We start from the raw sequence: 14,303 nt of genomic DNA, 5'->3' as shown, positions 1-14,303 counted from the left end.
CGCCTGCCCCACCGCCGGGGCATCGCCAAACCAACGTTACCTAGTCGCAAACGAGGAGTCCTTACCGCCGATGAATGAGGTCGCCCGGAACCCCGGGCGACGCTATGCGATCAGCCTTAGTTATAGCAGAGACACAGGGGCAGGTCTCGTTGATTTTGGCGATAGGCACAAAAAACCCCACTCAGTGGTGGGGTTTTTTGGTTCAGCGAGCCGGATGTTTCAATCAGGCATCGAGCACACTGCGCACGTAATCGGCCAGCGCCTGATCCTGACAGTGCTCGAAGAAGCACGCCTGGAAGCGCTCACCGGTCACGGCGGTTTTGACCAGCTCCTGATCCAGGGCCTTGAGGCCGTCCAGGTAATCCTTGGACATGGCATCTTTTACGCCATCCAGAATGTGGGCATTCTGCACCTGGCTCTCTTTGCGCTCGGGCGGGTAGCCCTGGCCTTTCTCGCCGGTGAAGGCCTTTTCGAAAATGTAGCGGCAGTTCAGCTCCGCGCCCCAGCCAAAGCCCTTGGCAAACGGCAGTGCCAGCGCGTTGCCGTTGTTGATCTGGGCAAACAGGTAGGCATCAGAGGGGTCAATGCAGTAGCCGCAGACCACGCCCGGGTGCGCATTCAGGGACATCAGGGCGCCCTGCCCGGTGCCGCAACCGCTGATCACGAAGTCCACGGCTTTGGAGTTCAGCAGCAGGCCGGCCATGATACCCAGGTGGATATAGGTCAGGCGGTGGTCATTGTCGCCGTTCATACCCACGTTGAACACCTGATGGCCCAGGTCATCGGCCACGGCATTCAGTTGCTCCAGCACAATCGGGTTCTTGCCCGCCTGGCTGAATTCGTTCATCAATGCAATTTTCATATCACTCGTTCTCCCAAAGAAATCAATCATCAATACAGCGTTTACGTTTTTATTTGTACGACATTATACGCCCTGGGCCGCGGTATCGTCCAATCGTCAGCAGGGACCATAAAAAAACCCCGGTATCTCTCGATACCGGGGCCAAGCACGTTTCCGACGCCCGCCCTCTCAGGCGGGCATCTTCCAGCATTACTGAGCCGGAGGCATAATCACGGTGTCAATAACATGGATCACACCGTTGGTGGTGTTGATATCCGCTTCGGTGACATTGGCACCGCCGACCTGCAACATACCATCCACGATTTCCACGCTAATGTTGTTGCTTGCCGCTGTCTCCACGGTAGCACCGTTGAGAGTGTAGGCCGTTACGGAATCTACTGCAGCGCCACTGACCACATGAGACAGCAATACTTCAGTAAGCGCCTCCTGATCGGCCAACAGCGCATTCAGGTCTTCTTCCGGAATTTTGTCGAATGCAGCGTTGGTCGGTGCGAACACGGTAAAAGTCGCATCCGGGTCGTCCAAAGTCGCTACCAGGTTTGCCTGCTGAAGTGCAGTCACCAACGTGGAGAAGCGATCCTGTGCGACTGCAGCCCCTGCAATGGTTGCATCGACAGTCTGAGGCGCCGGCGGCATCATCACTTTATCGATCACGTGAATCACACCGTTGTCGGCCAGAACGTTGGCGGTAGACACGGTAGAAGTGTTGATCAGCAGACTCTCTCCTGACAAGGACAGACCGGCGCCATCACCATTGGCCATCTCTACCACGGAGTCATTGCTTTGAGCGACGCTGATGGCGGCATCAGCCAGAATCGGATCGCCGGCAATCACGTGGTACAGCAGGATGTCAGACAGAGTGTCGGTGTCTGCCAACAGGGCATTGATGGTGTCGTCACCCAGCTCGGCAAAGGCGGCATCGGTCGGCGCAAACACGGTGAAAGACGAATCCAGGTCGGCCAAAGTGGTATCCAGACCTGTCGCCTCCAAAGCCGCGATCAGCGTTTCGAAGTTACCCGCGTCACTGGCCACATCAACAATGGACATGGGCGGAGCCGGCAATTCAACGTCGCCGACGATCACAGAATCGATTACGTGAATCACACCGTTGCTGGCGTAAATGTTGGTCATAGACACCACGGAACCACCGACGGTCAGCATACGGCTGTCGTTAATGGCAACGGGTATTTCCGCTCCACCCAGTGTTTCCACACTGGTGCCGTTTGCGGCGTATGCGCCCACGTTATTCACTTCGGCGCCAGACACGACGTGCTGACTCAGAACCGCGGTGAGCGCTTCTTCGTCATTCAGCAGGGCCTGAAGGTTCTCTTCACCGACGGCTTCAAACGCCGCATTGGTGGGAGCAAATACCGTGAAGGTTGCATCCGGGTCGTCGAAGGTGGGGACCAGACCGGCGGTATCAAGAGCCGTTACCAGAGTTGACAGACTTTCGGTAGCGACCGCCAGGTCGGCAATGGTCTGCTCGCGATCACCGTTTTCTTCCGGTGGCATCAGCACCGCGTCAATGACATGAATCACGCCATTGTCGGCTTCCACATCCACCATGGTCACCAGCGACAGATTGACCAGCAGGTCTTCGCCCCAGAGGGACAGACCGACGCTATCACCGTTGGCCATTTCCACGGTGGTTCCCGCGGCGGCCACGGCACCGGTCGAATCCACTTCAGCACCGGAAATTACGTGGTAGAGGAGAATGTCCGAGAGGGTGTCGGTGTCTTCCAACAAAGCGCTGATGGTTTCTTCACCGAGCAAAGCAAAGGCATCATCGGTGGGGGCAAACACCGTGAACTCGCCTTCTGGATCGTCGAGGGTTTCGTCCAGACCGGTTGCCTCAAGGGCGGCGACCAGCGTGGTAAAATTACCGTTGTCGACGGCAACGTCAACGACGGTATTCACTTCCGGTTCGGGCTCTGGCTCCGGGATCGGAAGCGGATCATCATTATCACTGCCACAAGCTATCAAGCTCATAGACAGGCCCAATATTCCTGTATATTTCAATAGCGCGTTCATGGTGTTAGCTCCTGATTGTTAGCATTACTGTTGAACTACATTGCGCTATACGGGGGGAGTTTTTTTCAGGATCACAAATAAAACGCGAAAAGATTAAATATTGATCAAAGGGATGTTTTTGACGACAGATGGTTTATTTCGGTGCAGGTGTGGCGGGGAAAGTGGCACCCCGTAAGGTGCCACTAGCGGGGCTCTATCGAGGGAGGGACTTGGGCACCATCACCGGGCGCTCCGCCCAGCGTTCAAAGCGCGGGGCAATGCGGTCCAGGTTGTCCGACCACCAGTGGGCATCAAGCTCGATCGCGGTTTTCAGGTTCTGCTCCGAGGTGGGCAACCGTTTGCGCAACTCGGGCTCCAGCAAGGCCAGCGAGGACTGACGAACCGGCCCGTAGGGAATATAGCGGGCCTGGGCGGCGAGACTTTCCGTGGACGTTGCGTACTTCAGAAAGTCCATGGCCTGCTCGGTATTGCGACCGTGGCGGGGTATGCCCCAGACGTCGTAAAACCAGACCTGATGATCCCAGAGGATCTCCAGCGGCTCGCCCCGTTGCACAGCGTCATCCACCCGACCGCTGTAGACCGAGGACATGACCACCTGCCCGGTTTCCAGCAGCCGTATCGCCTCTTCACCTTCCTCCCACCACTCGATGTAGGGTTTGATCCGGTTCAGTACCGTGAACGCTCGGTCGACACCGGCTTCGGTGGACAGCACCTCATACACTTTGCCCCGGGGAACGCCGTCTGCAACCAGTGCCCATTCCAGGTTCCCCTGAGGGCTGCGGCGCAGGCCGCGTCTACCGGGAAATTGTTTCAGGTCAAAAAAGTCTTCCAGGGTTTCGGGGCCTTTTTCAAACTGCTCCCGATCGTAGCTGACCACCGTAGAGCCCACCACGTTACCCACGCCACAGGGCATCAGACTGACATTGATGAAATCCTCACTCGCCGGCGTACCATCCGGCGCGGCCGGTAGGCTCTCCGGGTCAATGGGCTCAAGCAGGCCCTCTTCACAGGCACGGATGGCATCGAACAGTTCCAGATCCACCACATCCCACTTCACATTCCAGGCGCGCACCTGACGACGGATTTCCTCGATACCCCCTGTGTACTGAATCACATTGACCCGGATACCGGTCTCATCCTCGTAAGGGCGAATGAAACCGAGGATCTGACTTTTTACATAGGCGCCGTCCCAGGACACCACATTCAGCTCATCCTGGGCCGCCGTCTCAAACGCAAACAGGGACAGGGTCAGCGCCATGACGGACGTTATCTTGAATCGCTGTCTCATAAAGCTCACCAGTAAAAACCGATATTAACGTTAAAACGGCCATGCCATTCGTCTTCACCGCCACCGGCCAGAGAACCGTTATCGAAGTAGGCCATATTGTTGGCGAGAATATAGTCCACATAAGTGAACAGGGGGCCACTGCCGATGGCACAGCCGGTGGTGTTGATCTGCGAATCCAGAACGCCGGCCTGGCCTTTGTAAAGTCGGGAGTAGTCGTTGTAACAGGTAATGCTGTCGACGCTCTCCCACGGCGACGGCACATTGTAGGCCAGGTTCGCTACCAGTATATCCGCCTCGCTGGCAATGTCGTAGGTACCGGCAAAGGCCCCGAGGGTCACTACGCTGTTGTCCACGCCGGCCGGATTGACCGGATCATACTGGTAGCTCATCCCTTTGAGTTGAAGGTTCCAGCGCCCGCAGCGGCTGTCCATATGCGCCGCCGCCGCCCACTGATCGCCACGCCGGTCGGTGGTGGCGTTGTACACTTCGCCGGCCTGTACGGACCCGCCCAGTTCCGTTTCGCAGGCGGTGCCCAGGCCAAAGGTATAGGCGGCACGACCATTGAACTGGTTGATTTCCTCATTCTGCTGATCATCAGCGCGGATCAGGTCGAAGGAATAGCGGTTCGGGTTGCTCGCATCATTGAGCTCTTCGTTTTTGTAGAACGCGAGATGCCAGCTCCAGGGGCCATCGGAGCGCTGGTATTTCACGCCCATGTCGTAATCATCCCCAAGCCCCACATAATAGGGAACGCCGAACCAGGCGTTGTGGGCCGGGTATGGCAGCAGACCGAAGGGCACCCGATGGACACCAAACTGAAGCTGGCTCTCGTCTTCAAATTCGTAGCCAATCCAGCCGTGGTGCAGGGTGTGCATATAGGAGTAATAGCGGTACTCGGCGGAGATCAGGATGTTGTCGATCTCCCCGTCCACGTTCAGGCGAAACACATCCAGCCCGCTCTCGCCGCGCTTTCCATCGGAGCTGTCCACAAAGTCCCGGTGCACCATGTTAAAGCGCAGGGCGCCCCCGACATGCACCGCCGGTTCAGGCGCACTTGCCTGCTCCCCAGAGCCACCGGAGGTGTCCCCCAGATCGCGAACCGAGTCGCTGCGGACCGACTCCTCCTCAAGCTGTTCTACCCGCTCCTTGAGCCGATCGATCTCCTCGATCAGCGCCTCCACTTCAGGATCGCTCTGTGCGTGAGCCGCGCCGCTGAAGGACAAGGCGGCACACAGCGTGCCGCGTACAAACGGTTTTGCAGTCATCGACATACGCACTCCTTATCCGTCCTGACGGGACTCAGGGTTGGCCGCCCGTTCAGTGTTCTGAACACCGGGCTCCTCTTCCGGCGGCTCCGGCGGGGTGCTGAGCAGGTCGTCGTGCTCCTCCATCCGCCAGGGCAGGCTTCCCGGAGAAATGTGCAGGAAGTGCAGATGCTTCTCAAACTGATCGAGAATGTCGGTAATGATGTCCTGCTGATCAAAACCGTAAATGTCGTAGAGCTGCCCACCGCGACGCAAGAACACTTCCGCGCGATAGTAATGTCGCTGAGTCTCCTCGTCCGGCATTTCCGGGTAGGCGTAATCCGGAAGCAGGTGCTCCAGCATCCGGATTTCGTAAATGAAATCCACCTGATCCTCTTTGACCACTTCCAGGTACAGGCGATGATGCTCTTCGTCCACATGGGTCTCGGCGGACCAGCCCTGCTTGGTCAGCTCGCGCTCAACCCGGTGCATGGCTTTATTGACCGTGGTGGTCATAAACTCCCAGACTTTTGCCTCATCCGGAAAGTTCACCAGGCCGGCGAGGCGACGGCGCCAGAGCCCTTTACCCGAGGTGCCGGAGAAGCGCTGCTGTACATCCGTCTTGAGACTGCGATGGTGGTGCCCCTCAATGACCAGCGCGCGCCACATGCCCACCGCCGCAATGATCATGATGATGGAAAACGGCAGGGCACTGGCGATGGTCATGGTCTGCAAGGCACTCAGACCACCCGCCAACAACAACGCCGACGCCACCAACCCTTCCGACGTCGCCCAGAACACTCTTTGCCAGACCGGGGTATGAATGGCACCGCCCGACGCCAATGAATCAATAACCAGCGAACCCGAGTCCGACGATGTGACAAAGAACGTGATGATCAAGATCACGGTAATAAAGGACACAATCGAGCTCAGAGGCAGCGCCTCGTATAACTTGAACAGCGCCGTGGCATGGTCCGCCTGCACATCGCCAATCAGCGTGGTATAGCCTTCATTCATGATCAGGTTCAACGCGGTATCCCCGAAGACCGAGAACCACATGAAGGTAAACACCGACGGCACCAGCATCACCCCGACCACAAACTGACGGATGGTGCGCCCCCGGCTGATTTTGGCGATAAAAAGACCCACAAACGGCGCCCAGGCGATGGTCCAGCCGAAAATGAACAGCGTCCAGTTACCAATCCAGTCACTACGGGAATAGGCCTGCAGATTGAACGTCCTCTCGACAATGTTATTCAGGTAACTGCCGGTGTTCTGCAGAAAGGTTTCCAGAATGTGTACGCTCGGCCCGACGATAAACACAAAGATCATCAGCGACACGGCTAGAAGCATATTCAGGATAGACAGGCGTTTTACGCCTTTATCCATCCCCGCAACCACTGAAAATATGGCAAGGCAGGTAATTACCGCAATCGCAATAATCTGAACAGTTACGCTTATCGGAATCTCTGGCCATAAATAGTTCATACCGGCATTGATTTGCGCCACCGATAAGCCAAGCGTGGTCGCAATACCGAACATGGTACCGAGAATGGCGAACACATCCACGGCGTGACCAATCGGCCCATAAATCCGGTCACCGATCAGTGGATAAAGTGCCGATCGAATCGACAGTGGCAGGCCGTGGCGAAATGCGAAGTACGCCAGGACAAGGCCAACCAGACCATAGATCGCCCAGATATGAAAACCCCAGTGGAAAAACGCAATCTGCATCGCCTGTTTGGCGGAGTTCACCGTCTCCGCCGCGCCATCTGGTGGGGAGGCGAAATGCAGCACCGGCTCCGCCACACCGAAGAACAGCAGCGCAATGCCATAACCGGCCGAAAACAGCATGGCGAACCAGGCCGGAAAGCTGTACTGGGGGTCGGCGTGATCCGGACCCAGTTTGATGTGTCCCCACTTGGTAACCGCCATACTGACGATGAACACCAGGAAAAACGCCACGGAGAGCATATAGAACCAACCGAAGGTTTCCGTGATATAGCTCAGGGTGGTGGCAAAGGCCTTACCGGCCAATTCCGGGTTACTGATGGTGCCCACCACCAGCAGGAGGATTACAATGACGGCGGGAATGAAAACCGGTATCAGAACCGTGGAGCCAACACCAGCCTTTGACGCGTCTTGAGTCATGGGTTTGTCCTTATCGTACGGTAAGTGACTACTTCGGCAGAAACAGCGCCGAACAGGTAAAATGAGTACGCAACCGGATACAGTATAGACGCATTGTCAAGTGAGCGCAGACACGGAACCAACCCTACATACCTTTGGGCACCGCCGCGGGTAGTGCTATGCTGCCCTTCACGCTACGGAGCCCGTTTACAGGATAATCAGCCCATGTCGTCATTGCAGCCCGCCGATGTCGGAATCAGAACACGCCTTTTTCAGATCATATTTGAATCCGATACCCCGATAGCCAAAGGCTTCGATATCTTACTGGCGATTCTCATCTTCATGAGTGTCGGCGTTATCCTGCTGGACAGTGTTCAGGAATATCACGAACGGTTCGGCACCCTGTTTTATTACACCGAATGGGTGATCACCTTACTGTTCACTCTGGAGCTTGGGCTGCGCATCTATTGCCTGCATAAACCCCTGCTTTACCTGAAGAGCTTCTATGGCATCATCGACGTGCTGGCCGTTCTGCCAACCTGGCTGATGCTGATTCTCCCCGGGGCTCAGACACTGGTGGTCATTCGATTGCTACGAACACTACGGTTATTCCGGGTTCTGGAAATGATGGCCCTGGTGGGTCAGGGGCGCTTACTGCTGGACGCACTGAAGCGAAGCCGTGGCCAGATAATGCTGTTCCTGTTCACCATCTTGATGTTGGTGACTATTTTTTCCACCTTTCTTTACCTGATCGAACCCCATGAGGCCGGGTTTACCAGCATCCCCACCTCCATTTATTGGGGTATCGTCACCCTGACCACCGTCGGCTACGGCGATATCTCACCGGTCACCCCCTTGGGGCAGTTCATCTCGGTCATGATCATGCTCGCGGGCTACTCAATTATCGCACTGCCCGCCGGTGTATTTTCCGCAGAAGTCATTCGGTCACTGCGCGAGGACCGCTATTCCGATGAAGCATGCCCGGGATGCGGAAAAAACCAACATGAGCGTGACGCCAAGTACTGCAAACACTGCGGCACCTGGTTAAATGAAGAGAAGGAAGAGCCAGACTCAGACACTGATAACCGCCCGGCAGGCGCAGAATAAGCGCTCTGTAAACGGCGCAGCTGTTACTCGCGCTTATTCTGCCAGGGCCATTTACCATACATTTCCACTTCAAGCGTAAAACTGAGGAACGTACGGATCAACACCACGATGGCCAGTACACCAATGGTCTCAAAGGTAAGCTCTACCGCCACCGTATAAATGATGTCTGAGGCGATCAGAAACTCAAGTCCAAGCAGTATACCCCGACCCAATAGTTGACGAAGCTCTAGGAAAATAAGATCCAGGCTCTCTCGCTTGAGCAATCTGAGTACCACATTGAACAATGCGTATAGCGCAAACAAGGCAATCGTTCCAATGCCTATCGCCTCAATGACCACTGCACACCAGGCCGCTACATCTGCTAGAAAATCGTCCACGTTGTCTCCCCTCTAAATGCCCCTAAACACTAACCGAGGTGCAGCTTCTATAATCCTACATGGTGGCGCCTCAACCAGGCAGCGACTCGAACGTTGGCAGTACCTCCAGCTCTCTATCCCAAACCGCTTTGCTGGATGTAAAGATGTGAGCGGTTGGTAGTATAGACACTTCTGTATCTAAGCACCCGGCGGGAACAACGAGTAGCCCTGTGCCATCACTTATGGGCAGTGCTGAACCGCAAAGCTGACAGAAACTTTTGCTATGGCGAGTACCCTGAAGTCTAAAGGCCGTCACGGAGTCTGAACCCGATAACCAGGTCAGGCTGGCTGACAGCGAAAACAAGTTTGCCGCATGAGCTGATCCAGTATCCTTTTGGCAGTGCTTACAATGACACAGGTAAAAGCTGTCGAAGTCCCCTTGCACCTCAAACCTCACTGTGCCACACAGACACGACCCTTTATGCTTATTCATAGGATTTCCTTGTATGACCTGAAGGTGAAGAACACATATCGACCGCCATAACCGGCCGAGTTAAACGACGTCCGGAAAAGGAACCTGAACCACCTTCACGGACACTTTGGGCTCAATGGTTGATGTTCGTTGGGCGATAGATAGTTCAAGGATCAGGATAGACCATCTTCACTATAGAACTCAATGTAATCCATGATTTTCGCGACGCACTCAACCAAATTACAAAGAATGCTGCCCTAAGCGATGCATTATTCACAATTTTACCGTACTATCTAGCGCCTCCAAAAGCTGAAGGAAAATCGTATGTTTACGTATATGGTGTTTACCCGCCAGATTCTCCCTTTTATGTATGTCGGCGGTATGCCCCTGCTCTTCGCTGTTATCGCGATGGTGCTGAAACACCAGTTCAAGATCGACACTTCTTTTCTAGTTTTGTTTGTACCGATGGTCGTTGCTGATGTCCTAATAGGCATAATCTATCTGGTGGCACGGAGTGGCAGGCTCAGATCGCTAGCGGCCGGATTGCTCTCTACGGTGGTTATTTCTGCTAGCGGCGTAGTGATGTTTCATCAGCAAGTGGTGGATGAATTAAACCTTACAGCTCACTACTCCCAGTGGGGAAAACCTAAAGTGATCGGGGCCCATGCAGCTTCCAAGCTGAGGCAGCACAACGACATTTTTCCGGAACTTGAGAAAGGGGAGGTCTACCTGGCTTATGGCGTCAGTGATGTAACCAAGGCGAAGCGACTCATAGCAAAAGACGATGATGTTACTGTTGAGCCTGTAAGCTACCTTGGAGCTCTAATGACGCCGCTCGATGGCCTTGAAGTGACTGTCGAAGATAACGAGTTCCGGGTTACGGGCTTTGAAGATGATCTTGACGGCTTTTACGTTATCATCGAGGGGCACGCAAACTACATCGGGAAGAAAGGCAGCCGTATGGAGGATCCCTACCTTCGCGTTTTCGTGCACAAACTGGTCGACCTTTCCTCCGAGGACCATAAACTCGGATATGTTGATCTTCCTCTGAATTATAAAACTCAGATGACCGAAAGGGCGGTGGAACGCATTGTTCGCTGGAGAGACTCAAAGAAGGTTCACATGCAGTATGTAGACGAGGCTATTTGACGCGTCTTGGCGGAATGTTAAGCAGGTTGAAAAGGGGCAATCCTTAATGTGCCCTGTTGTGCACCTGGAGGCGGGCTGTTTACCTTTCCTAGTACCTTTGCATCTTATTCCCCGTGTTTATTACAGGTATCGCTCCTTTTCCTCTTCGGGGTTATACATGCGTGTCCACCTCATTGGGGGATTCCACTCTAACTGTAGAAGGTGTCTACTTTTCTTGGGGAACTCGGATGCTGATCTTCCCCACCAAAAGTGGACACTGATTTAAGCGCACATCTGTGCATACTCATTCTCATAAGCCCTTGGGCTTCTGTAGCCCAATGAGCTGTGTCGCCGGTGGCTATTGTAGAATAGCTCAATGTAATCAAAAACGCAGGAATACGCCTCCTGTTTAGTGCTGATATCTTCGGCGTATAGCGCTTCAACTTTGAACCGAGCGAAGAACGACTCCATTGCGGCGTTGTCCCAGCAGTTGCCTTTGCGACTCATGCTAGGGCGAATACCCTCGTTCAGCAAGAGCGCCTGGTATTCGCCTGACCGGTACTGAACCCCTCTGTCGGAGTGCAATATCAGCCCAGGTTCGACCTTTCGTGAGGCTACGGCCATTCTAAAGGCATCCATGATGAGCTGATTGGTCATGGTGGTATCGAGTGACCAGCCGATAATCTTGCGCGAGAACAGGTCCATGATAACCGCCAAGTACACGAAGCCTTTTTCGACTTTGATGTAAGTGATATCCGACACCCATTTCTCATTAGGCTTGCTGGCGGAGAAATTGCGCCTGAGCAGGTTGTCACTGACGTGGTTCCTGGCCAGCACATCAGGAAAGTACTTGTAGCCCTTTCCGTTCCTTGCTTTAAGCCCTTGTTTTTCCATCAATTTAGCCACCGTGTTCTCACTGATGGGAAAGCCGCTCTCGTTAAGCTCCACCGTCATTCTCGGCGAGCCGTAGCGCGCTTTAAAGCGGTTGAACAAGGCGGTGAGCATTCGCTCCGCGTTCAATCGTCTCAGCTCGCGCGCGCTGGGCGCCCGAGAGCGCCACTTGTAGTAGCCAGAGCGGCTAACACGCGCCCAACGACACATCTTCTGGACCGTGTGCTGCCCTCGAAGCGACTCAATGAAAGCGTACCTCACCACTTGTCTTTGGAGAAGTACGCCGTCGCCTTTTTTAGGAACTCGTTCTCCTCTTTCAGATCCGCCACTTGTCGCTTTAACTTGCGAACCTCTTCGCTCTCTTTCATGGAGTAATCCACCCCCTGGACGCTATTGAACTGCTTATCGGACAGGCGTTTATACTGCCGACGCCAGTTATAGATCTGGCCGGGGTGAATACCGAGCTCTTTCGCTACCTCGGCGGCACTGGTGTTGGGATCATCGGCGCGGCGAACCGCCTCACGCCGGAAATCCTCGGTGTAGTGATTGTACTTGTTCTTCGTCTTCTTGGTCATAATGACACCCTCCGTTAAGTGGGGATTAGGTGTCTACTTTTCTTGGGGAACTCGGATGCCTAACGCCAAGCTCACCTGCGAATATTGCGGAGAGCGTTTTTGTGTAAAATGGAGCTACGCGACATACACAAAAACGAGCGTAGCAATATTTGTCAGGTGCAGCTTTTTGTTATGCCTAGATGCTCATTAGGGCCCCCCAAAAACCGTACTCAACAATATTTAGCGTAATTATCTCATCAATTGATATTTCCTGGCCATCCGATACTGCTCTAAGCTGTATGTGAGCCCTAATCTCCTCGGGCGGGGCTAAAAATTCGTAAGTTGCCGTCATAGAGTACATTTCCCCTTTAGTAAGGGCTACTGATCTCGGAGCAAACGTGGAGGTGGTTGGCGTTACATGATTTTCGTCAGCTTGAATTGATAGGGTAACTGATTCCACTGTGAGGGAGACGTCGTTATTGTCAGTTCTAGCTGCAAACATTAGGGATGAAGTGCTACCATTCATCGCATGGATCGCTATCCAAAGATGCTCGTCTTTGTACAAAACTTTCAATGTACGATTAGGATCATCATCCTGCACATAGTAATGGCCGCCTGCACACCCGGAAAGCAACACTATAAATAAAAATAACGATAAATATTTCATAAGGCTTGGTGAGGCATAACGCCCGCCATAAGCGGCCGAGTGAAACGAGGTCCGGCGCACGAAGTGCGCGTACTTAATGGCTTGGTTATGCATTTACGATACTCGCCCGTATTTTCTTGCATTTGAAGCTGCCACCCAATCCATAGCACGGTTCGATGCTAACACGGTGCAGATTTCCGCTCAGTATTTTCAATGTGTCTACGACACTGCCCGGTAAATGTTCCGACAGATCAACATCAGAAACACCGTGGAATGTCATTTTTACAAGCGCCCCAAGTGCCTTGTCTGTGTCGATGTAATTGATTTTCAATGCGATATCATCTGCATTTCGTTCAAAAGAAACTACTTGTCCATCGCAAAACACTGGCCAATAACCAAAGTAAGCGAGTATTTCTTCCTGGTATTCAGTCATGATCACTCTTTGCATAACGCCCGCCATAAGCGGCCGAGTGAAACGAGGTCCGGCGCACGAAGTGCGCGAACTTAATGGTTTGGTTATGCATTGACCGATGTACGAATAAATTTGGCCAAAGGCAATACAAGTGCCAAGCCGAACATTAGCAGAAGCGATTTCTCTAAAATGAGGATAGTTGATTGCTGTTCTGTAGCCGCAAGAATAGAAACGAAACCAAATAGACCACCTGCAATCATAAGAGCACCCCACACCCCAACCAAGGGCTTAATTGGTCCCTTTTTTCTAATTAAAGTGACTAATATGGATACTTTTAGAGCTATACCGAGCGAGACAATTACTAGCATTACGGTAGGAACTCTGTATTTATCCATAAACAGGAATGGGTAGTTTATTGCATCCCATATCAGTATTCCGCACACGGCCACCCACAGGAACCTTTTATATAGGGATGACGAAAATTCAAAGCTCATGTCTTTTTGTACCTTATGCATAACGCCCGCCATAAACGGCGCAAGCTTGCGAGCGTCCGGCGACCGAAGGGAGCGAATTTAATGGCATGGTTATGGATTTTGTTTTCATCTATAACCTGTCGCCTTTAGCCAGCGATTTAAGGGGCGCTCTATTTATCCATATGTAAATGATGGCCAGAAAAATGAAGCAGTACAGGAGACTCTCCAATGCAACCCAATAACTTTCGTACTTTATTCCCATGCTAATACCATAAATAGGAGAGCCAACGAATGGAAACGTCAGAGTACGAAGCAATACCTGTATGAATTGACGTTTGTACATTTCTGTCGCTCAAATCACATAACGCCGCGTACAGAGGCGCGAGCTCGCGAGCGTCCTGCCGCCGCTTGCGGCGGCGAACTGGTACGCTTGGTTATGTGTTGATTCACCCTGCTTATTCATTGCGATTTAACAGCCCACCTAAAGCATAAGCGCCTATTCGCCAATGCATGATAAATGACGCCAACCACATTGTAATGCCCAGCACTATAAAGACGTTCTTTGCTTGCTCAAAACTCCAGCCCAATAGAAAACTGAGAATGACAGTCGCTACCGCCATAGCCGCCACTTGATACAACGGGTAGACGAACACGTAGCGCAATAGTAATGAGGTATATCTATTCATACACATAACGTCTCCAAGCAGGG

Annotated in this window: 14 protein-coding genes; 2 read left to right on the top strand and 12 right to left on the bottom strand. The window is 53.3% G+C overall.

Annotated elements, in window-relative coordinates; genetic code table 11:
- Nucleotides 1-223: 223 nt before the first annotated feature.
- The 5 genes from N645_RS0112505 to N645_RS0112485 form a co-directional block, all read right to left on the bottom strand.
- On the bottom strand, nucleotides 224-862 hold the full coding sequence (locus N645_RS0112505) for an RpiB/LacA/LacB family sugar-phosphate isomerase (RefSeq protein ID WP_024461856.1): 639 nt from the start codon (nucleotides 860-862) through the stop codon (nucleotides 224-226).
- Between the two features lie 189 nt (nucleotides 863-1,051).
- On the bottom strand, nucleotides 1,052-2,851 hold the full coding sequence (locus tag N645_RS18485) for a fasciclin domain-containing protein (RefSeq protein ID WP_193744979.1): 1,800 nt from the start codon (nucleotides 2,849-2,851) through the stop codon (nucleotides 1,052-1,054).
- Between the two features lie 235 nt (nucleotides 2,852-3,086).
- Nucleotides 3,087-4,181, bottom strand: coding sequence for an ABC transporter substrate-binding protein (locus N645_RS0112495; protein WP_024461854.1), 1,095 nt, complete (start codon nucleotides 4,179-4,181; stop codon nucleotides 3,087-3,089).
- Nucleotides 4,182-4,186: 5 nt separating this feature from the next.
- Nucleotides 4,187-5,452 (bottom strand): hypothetical protein, encoded by a 1,266-nt coding sequence (locus tag N645_RS0112490; protein WP_024461853.1) that lies wholly within the window; start codon nucleotides 5,450-5,452, stop codon nucleotides 4,187-4,189.
- A 9-nt stretch (nucleotides 5,453-5,461) separates the two neighbouring features.
- Nucleotides 5,462-7,576 (bottom strand): BCCT family transporter, encoded by a 2,115-nt coding sequence (locus N645_RS0112485; RefSeq protein ID WP_024461852.1) that lies wholly within the window; start codon nucleotides 7,574-7,576, stop codon nucleotides 5,462-5,464.
- 204 nt (nucleotides 7,577-7,780) lie between these two features.
- Between N645_RS0112485 and N645_RS0112480 the strand changes: the two genes are divergently transcribed.
- The gene (locus tag N645_RS0112480) at nucleotides 7,781-8,662 is read left to right on the top strand and encodes an ion transporter (protein ID WP_024461851.1); all 882 of its coding nucleotides are present in this window, start codon (nucleotides 7,781-7,783) and stop codon (nucleotides 8,660-8,662) included.
- Between the two features lie 23 nt (nucleotides 8,663-8,685).
- Here N645_RS0112480 and N645_RS0112475 read toward each other — a convergent pair whose 3' ends face one another.
- Both N645_RS0112475 and N645_RS17855 read right to left on the bottom strand, forming a co-directional pair.
- Nucleotides 8,686-9,039: a DUF1622 domain-containing protein gene (locus N645_RS0112475; RefSeq protein ID WP_024461850.1), complete on the bottom strand. Its 354-nt coding sequence runs from the start codon at nucleotides 9,037-9,039 to the stop codon at nucleotides 8,686-8,688.
- 70 nt (nucleotides 9,040-9,109) lie between these two features.
- Nucleotides 9,110-9,511: a GFA family protein gene (locus N645_RS17855; RefSeq protein WP_081666116.1), complete on the bottom strand. Its 402-nt coding sequence runs from the start codon at nucleotides 9,509-9,511 to the stop codon at nucleotides 9,110-9,112.
- A 303-nt stretch (nucleotides 9,512-9,814) separates the two neighbouring features.
- Here N645_RS17855 and N645_RS0112470 point away from each other — a divergent pair, with 303 nt between their 5' ends.
- Nucleotides 9,815-10,639, top strand: coding sequence for a hypothetical protein (locus N645_RS0112470; protein WP_024461849.1), 825 nt, complete (start codon nucleotides 9,815-9,817; stop codon nucleotides 10,637-10,639).
- A 261-nt stretch (nucleotides 10,640-10,900) separates the two neighbouring features.
- Here the strand turns inward: N645_RS0112470 and N645_RS0112465 are convergent, their stop codons facing one another.
- The 5 genes from N645_RS0112465 to N645_RS0112445 all read right to left on the bottom strand — a co-directional run bounded on the left by N645_RS0112465 (nucleotide 10,901) and on the right by N645_RS0112445 (nucleotide 13,615).
- On the bottom strand, nucleotides 10,901-11,770 hold the full coding sequence (locus tag N645_RS0112465) for an IS3 family transposase (RefSeq protein WP_024461507.1): 870 nt from the start codon (nucleotides 11,768-11,770) through the stop codon (nucleotides 10,901-10,903).
- Entirely contained in the window at nucleotides 11,767-12,084 is a 318-nt protein-coding gene (locus N645_RS0112460; protein WP_024461506.1) for a transposase, read from the bottom strand. Before N645_RS0112460 ends, N645_RS0112465 begins: the two co-directional genes overlap by 4 nt.
- Before the next feature lie 175 nt (nucleotides 12,085-12,259).
- A complete protein-coding gene (locus N645_RS0112455; protein ID WP_024461848.1) occupies nucleotides 12,260-12,823 on the bottom strand; it encodes a hypothetical protein in 564 nt (187 codons plus the stop codon).
- Nucleotides 12,816-13,142, bottom strand: coding sequence for an Imm50 family immunity protein (locus tag N645_RS0112450; RefSeq protein ID WP_193744978.1), 327 nt, complete (start codon nucleotides 13,140-13,142; stop codon nucleotides 12,816-12,818). Before N645_RS0112450 ends, N645_RS0112455 begins: the two co-directional genes overlap by 8 nt.
- A gap of 83 nt (nucleotides 13,143-13,225) precedes the next feature.
- On the bottom strand, nucleotides 13,226-13,615 hold the full coding sequence (locus tag N645_RS0112445; RefSeq protein ID WP_123639256.1) for a hypothetical protein: 390 nt from the start codon (nucleotides 13,613-13,615) through the stop codon (nucleotides 13,226-13,228).
- Between the last annotated feature and the right edge of the window lie 688 nt (nucleotides 13,616-14,303).

It is taken from the genome of Marinimicrobium sp. LS-A18, assembly GCF_000463525.1.
Classification (GTDB): domain Bacteria; phylum Pseudomonadota; class Gammaproteobacteria; order Pseudomonadales; family Cellvibrionaceae; genus Marinimicrobium; species Marinimicrobium koreense.
Note: the sequence above shows the minus strand (reverse complement) of the source record. Positions and strands in the feature narration are given on the sequence as shown.

What these genes read in the sequence shown, in the direction of transcription:
- N645_RS17855 (WP_081666116.1), bottom strand. Translation starts at nt 9,511, where the DNA reads ATGAATAAGCATAAAGGGTCGTGTCTGTGTGGCACAGTGAGGTTTGAG.
- N645_RS0112455 (WP_024461848.1), bottom strand. Translation starts at nt 12,823, where the DNA reads ATGCATAACCAAGCCATTAAGTACGCGCACTTCGTGCGCCGGACCTCG.
- N645_RS0112505 (WP_024461856.1), bottom strand. Translation starts at nt 862, where the DNA reads ATGAAAATTGCATTGATGAACGAATTCAGCCAGGCGGGCAAGAACCCG.
- N645_RS0112495 (WP_024461854.1), bottom strand. Translation starts at nt 4,181, where the DNA reads ATGAGACAGCGATTCAAGATAACGTCCGTCATGGCGCTGACCCTGTCC.
- N645_RS0112445 (WP_123639256.1), bottom strand. Translation starts at nt 13,615, where the DNA reads ATGAGCTTTGAATTTTCGTCATCCCTATATAAAAGGTTCCTGTGGGTG.
- N645_RS0112490 (WP_024461853.1), bottom strand. Translation starts at nt 5,452, where the DNA reads ATGTCGATGACTGCAAAACCGTTTGTACGCGGCACGCTGTGTGCCGCC.
- N645_RS0112485 (WP_024461852.1), bottom strand. Translation starts at nt 7,576, where the DNA reads ATGACTCAAGACGCGTCAAAGGCTGGTGTTGGCTCCACGGTTCTGATA.
- N645_RS0112460 (WP_024461506.1), bottom strand. Translation starts at nt 12,084, where the DNA reads ATGACCAAGAAGACGAAGAACAAGTACAATCACTACACCGAGGATTTC.
- N645_RS0112480 (WP_024461851.1), top strand. Translation starts at nt 7,781, where the DNA reads ATGTCGTCATTGCAGCCCGCCGATGTCGGAATCAGAACACGCCTTTTT.
- N645_RS0112470 (WP_024461849.1), top strand. Translation starts at nt 9,815, where the DNA reads ATGTTTACGTATATGGTGTTTACCCGCCAGATTCTCCCTTTTATGTAT.
- N645_RS0112450 (WP_193744978.1), bottom strand. Translation starts at nt 13,142, where the DNA reads ATGACTGAATACCAGGAAGAAATACTCGCTTACTTTGGTTATTGGCCA.
- N645_RS18485 (WP_193744979.1), bottom strand. Translation starts at nt 2,851, where the DNA reads ATGAGCTTGATAGCTTGTGGCAGTGATAATGATGATCCGCTTCCGATC.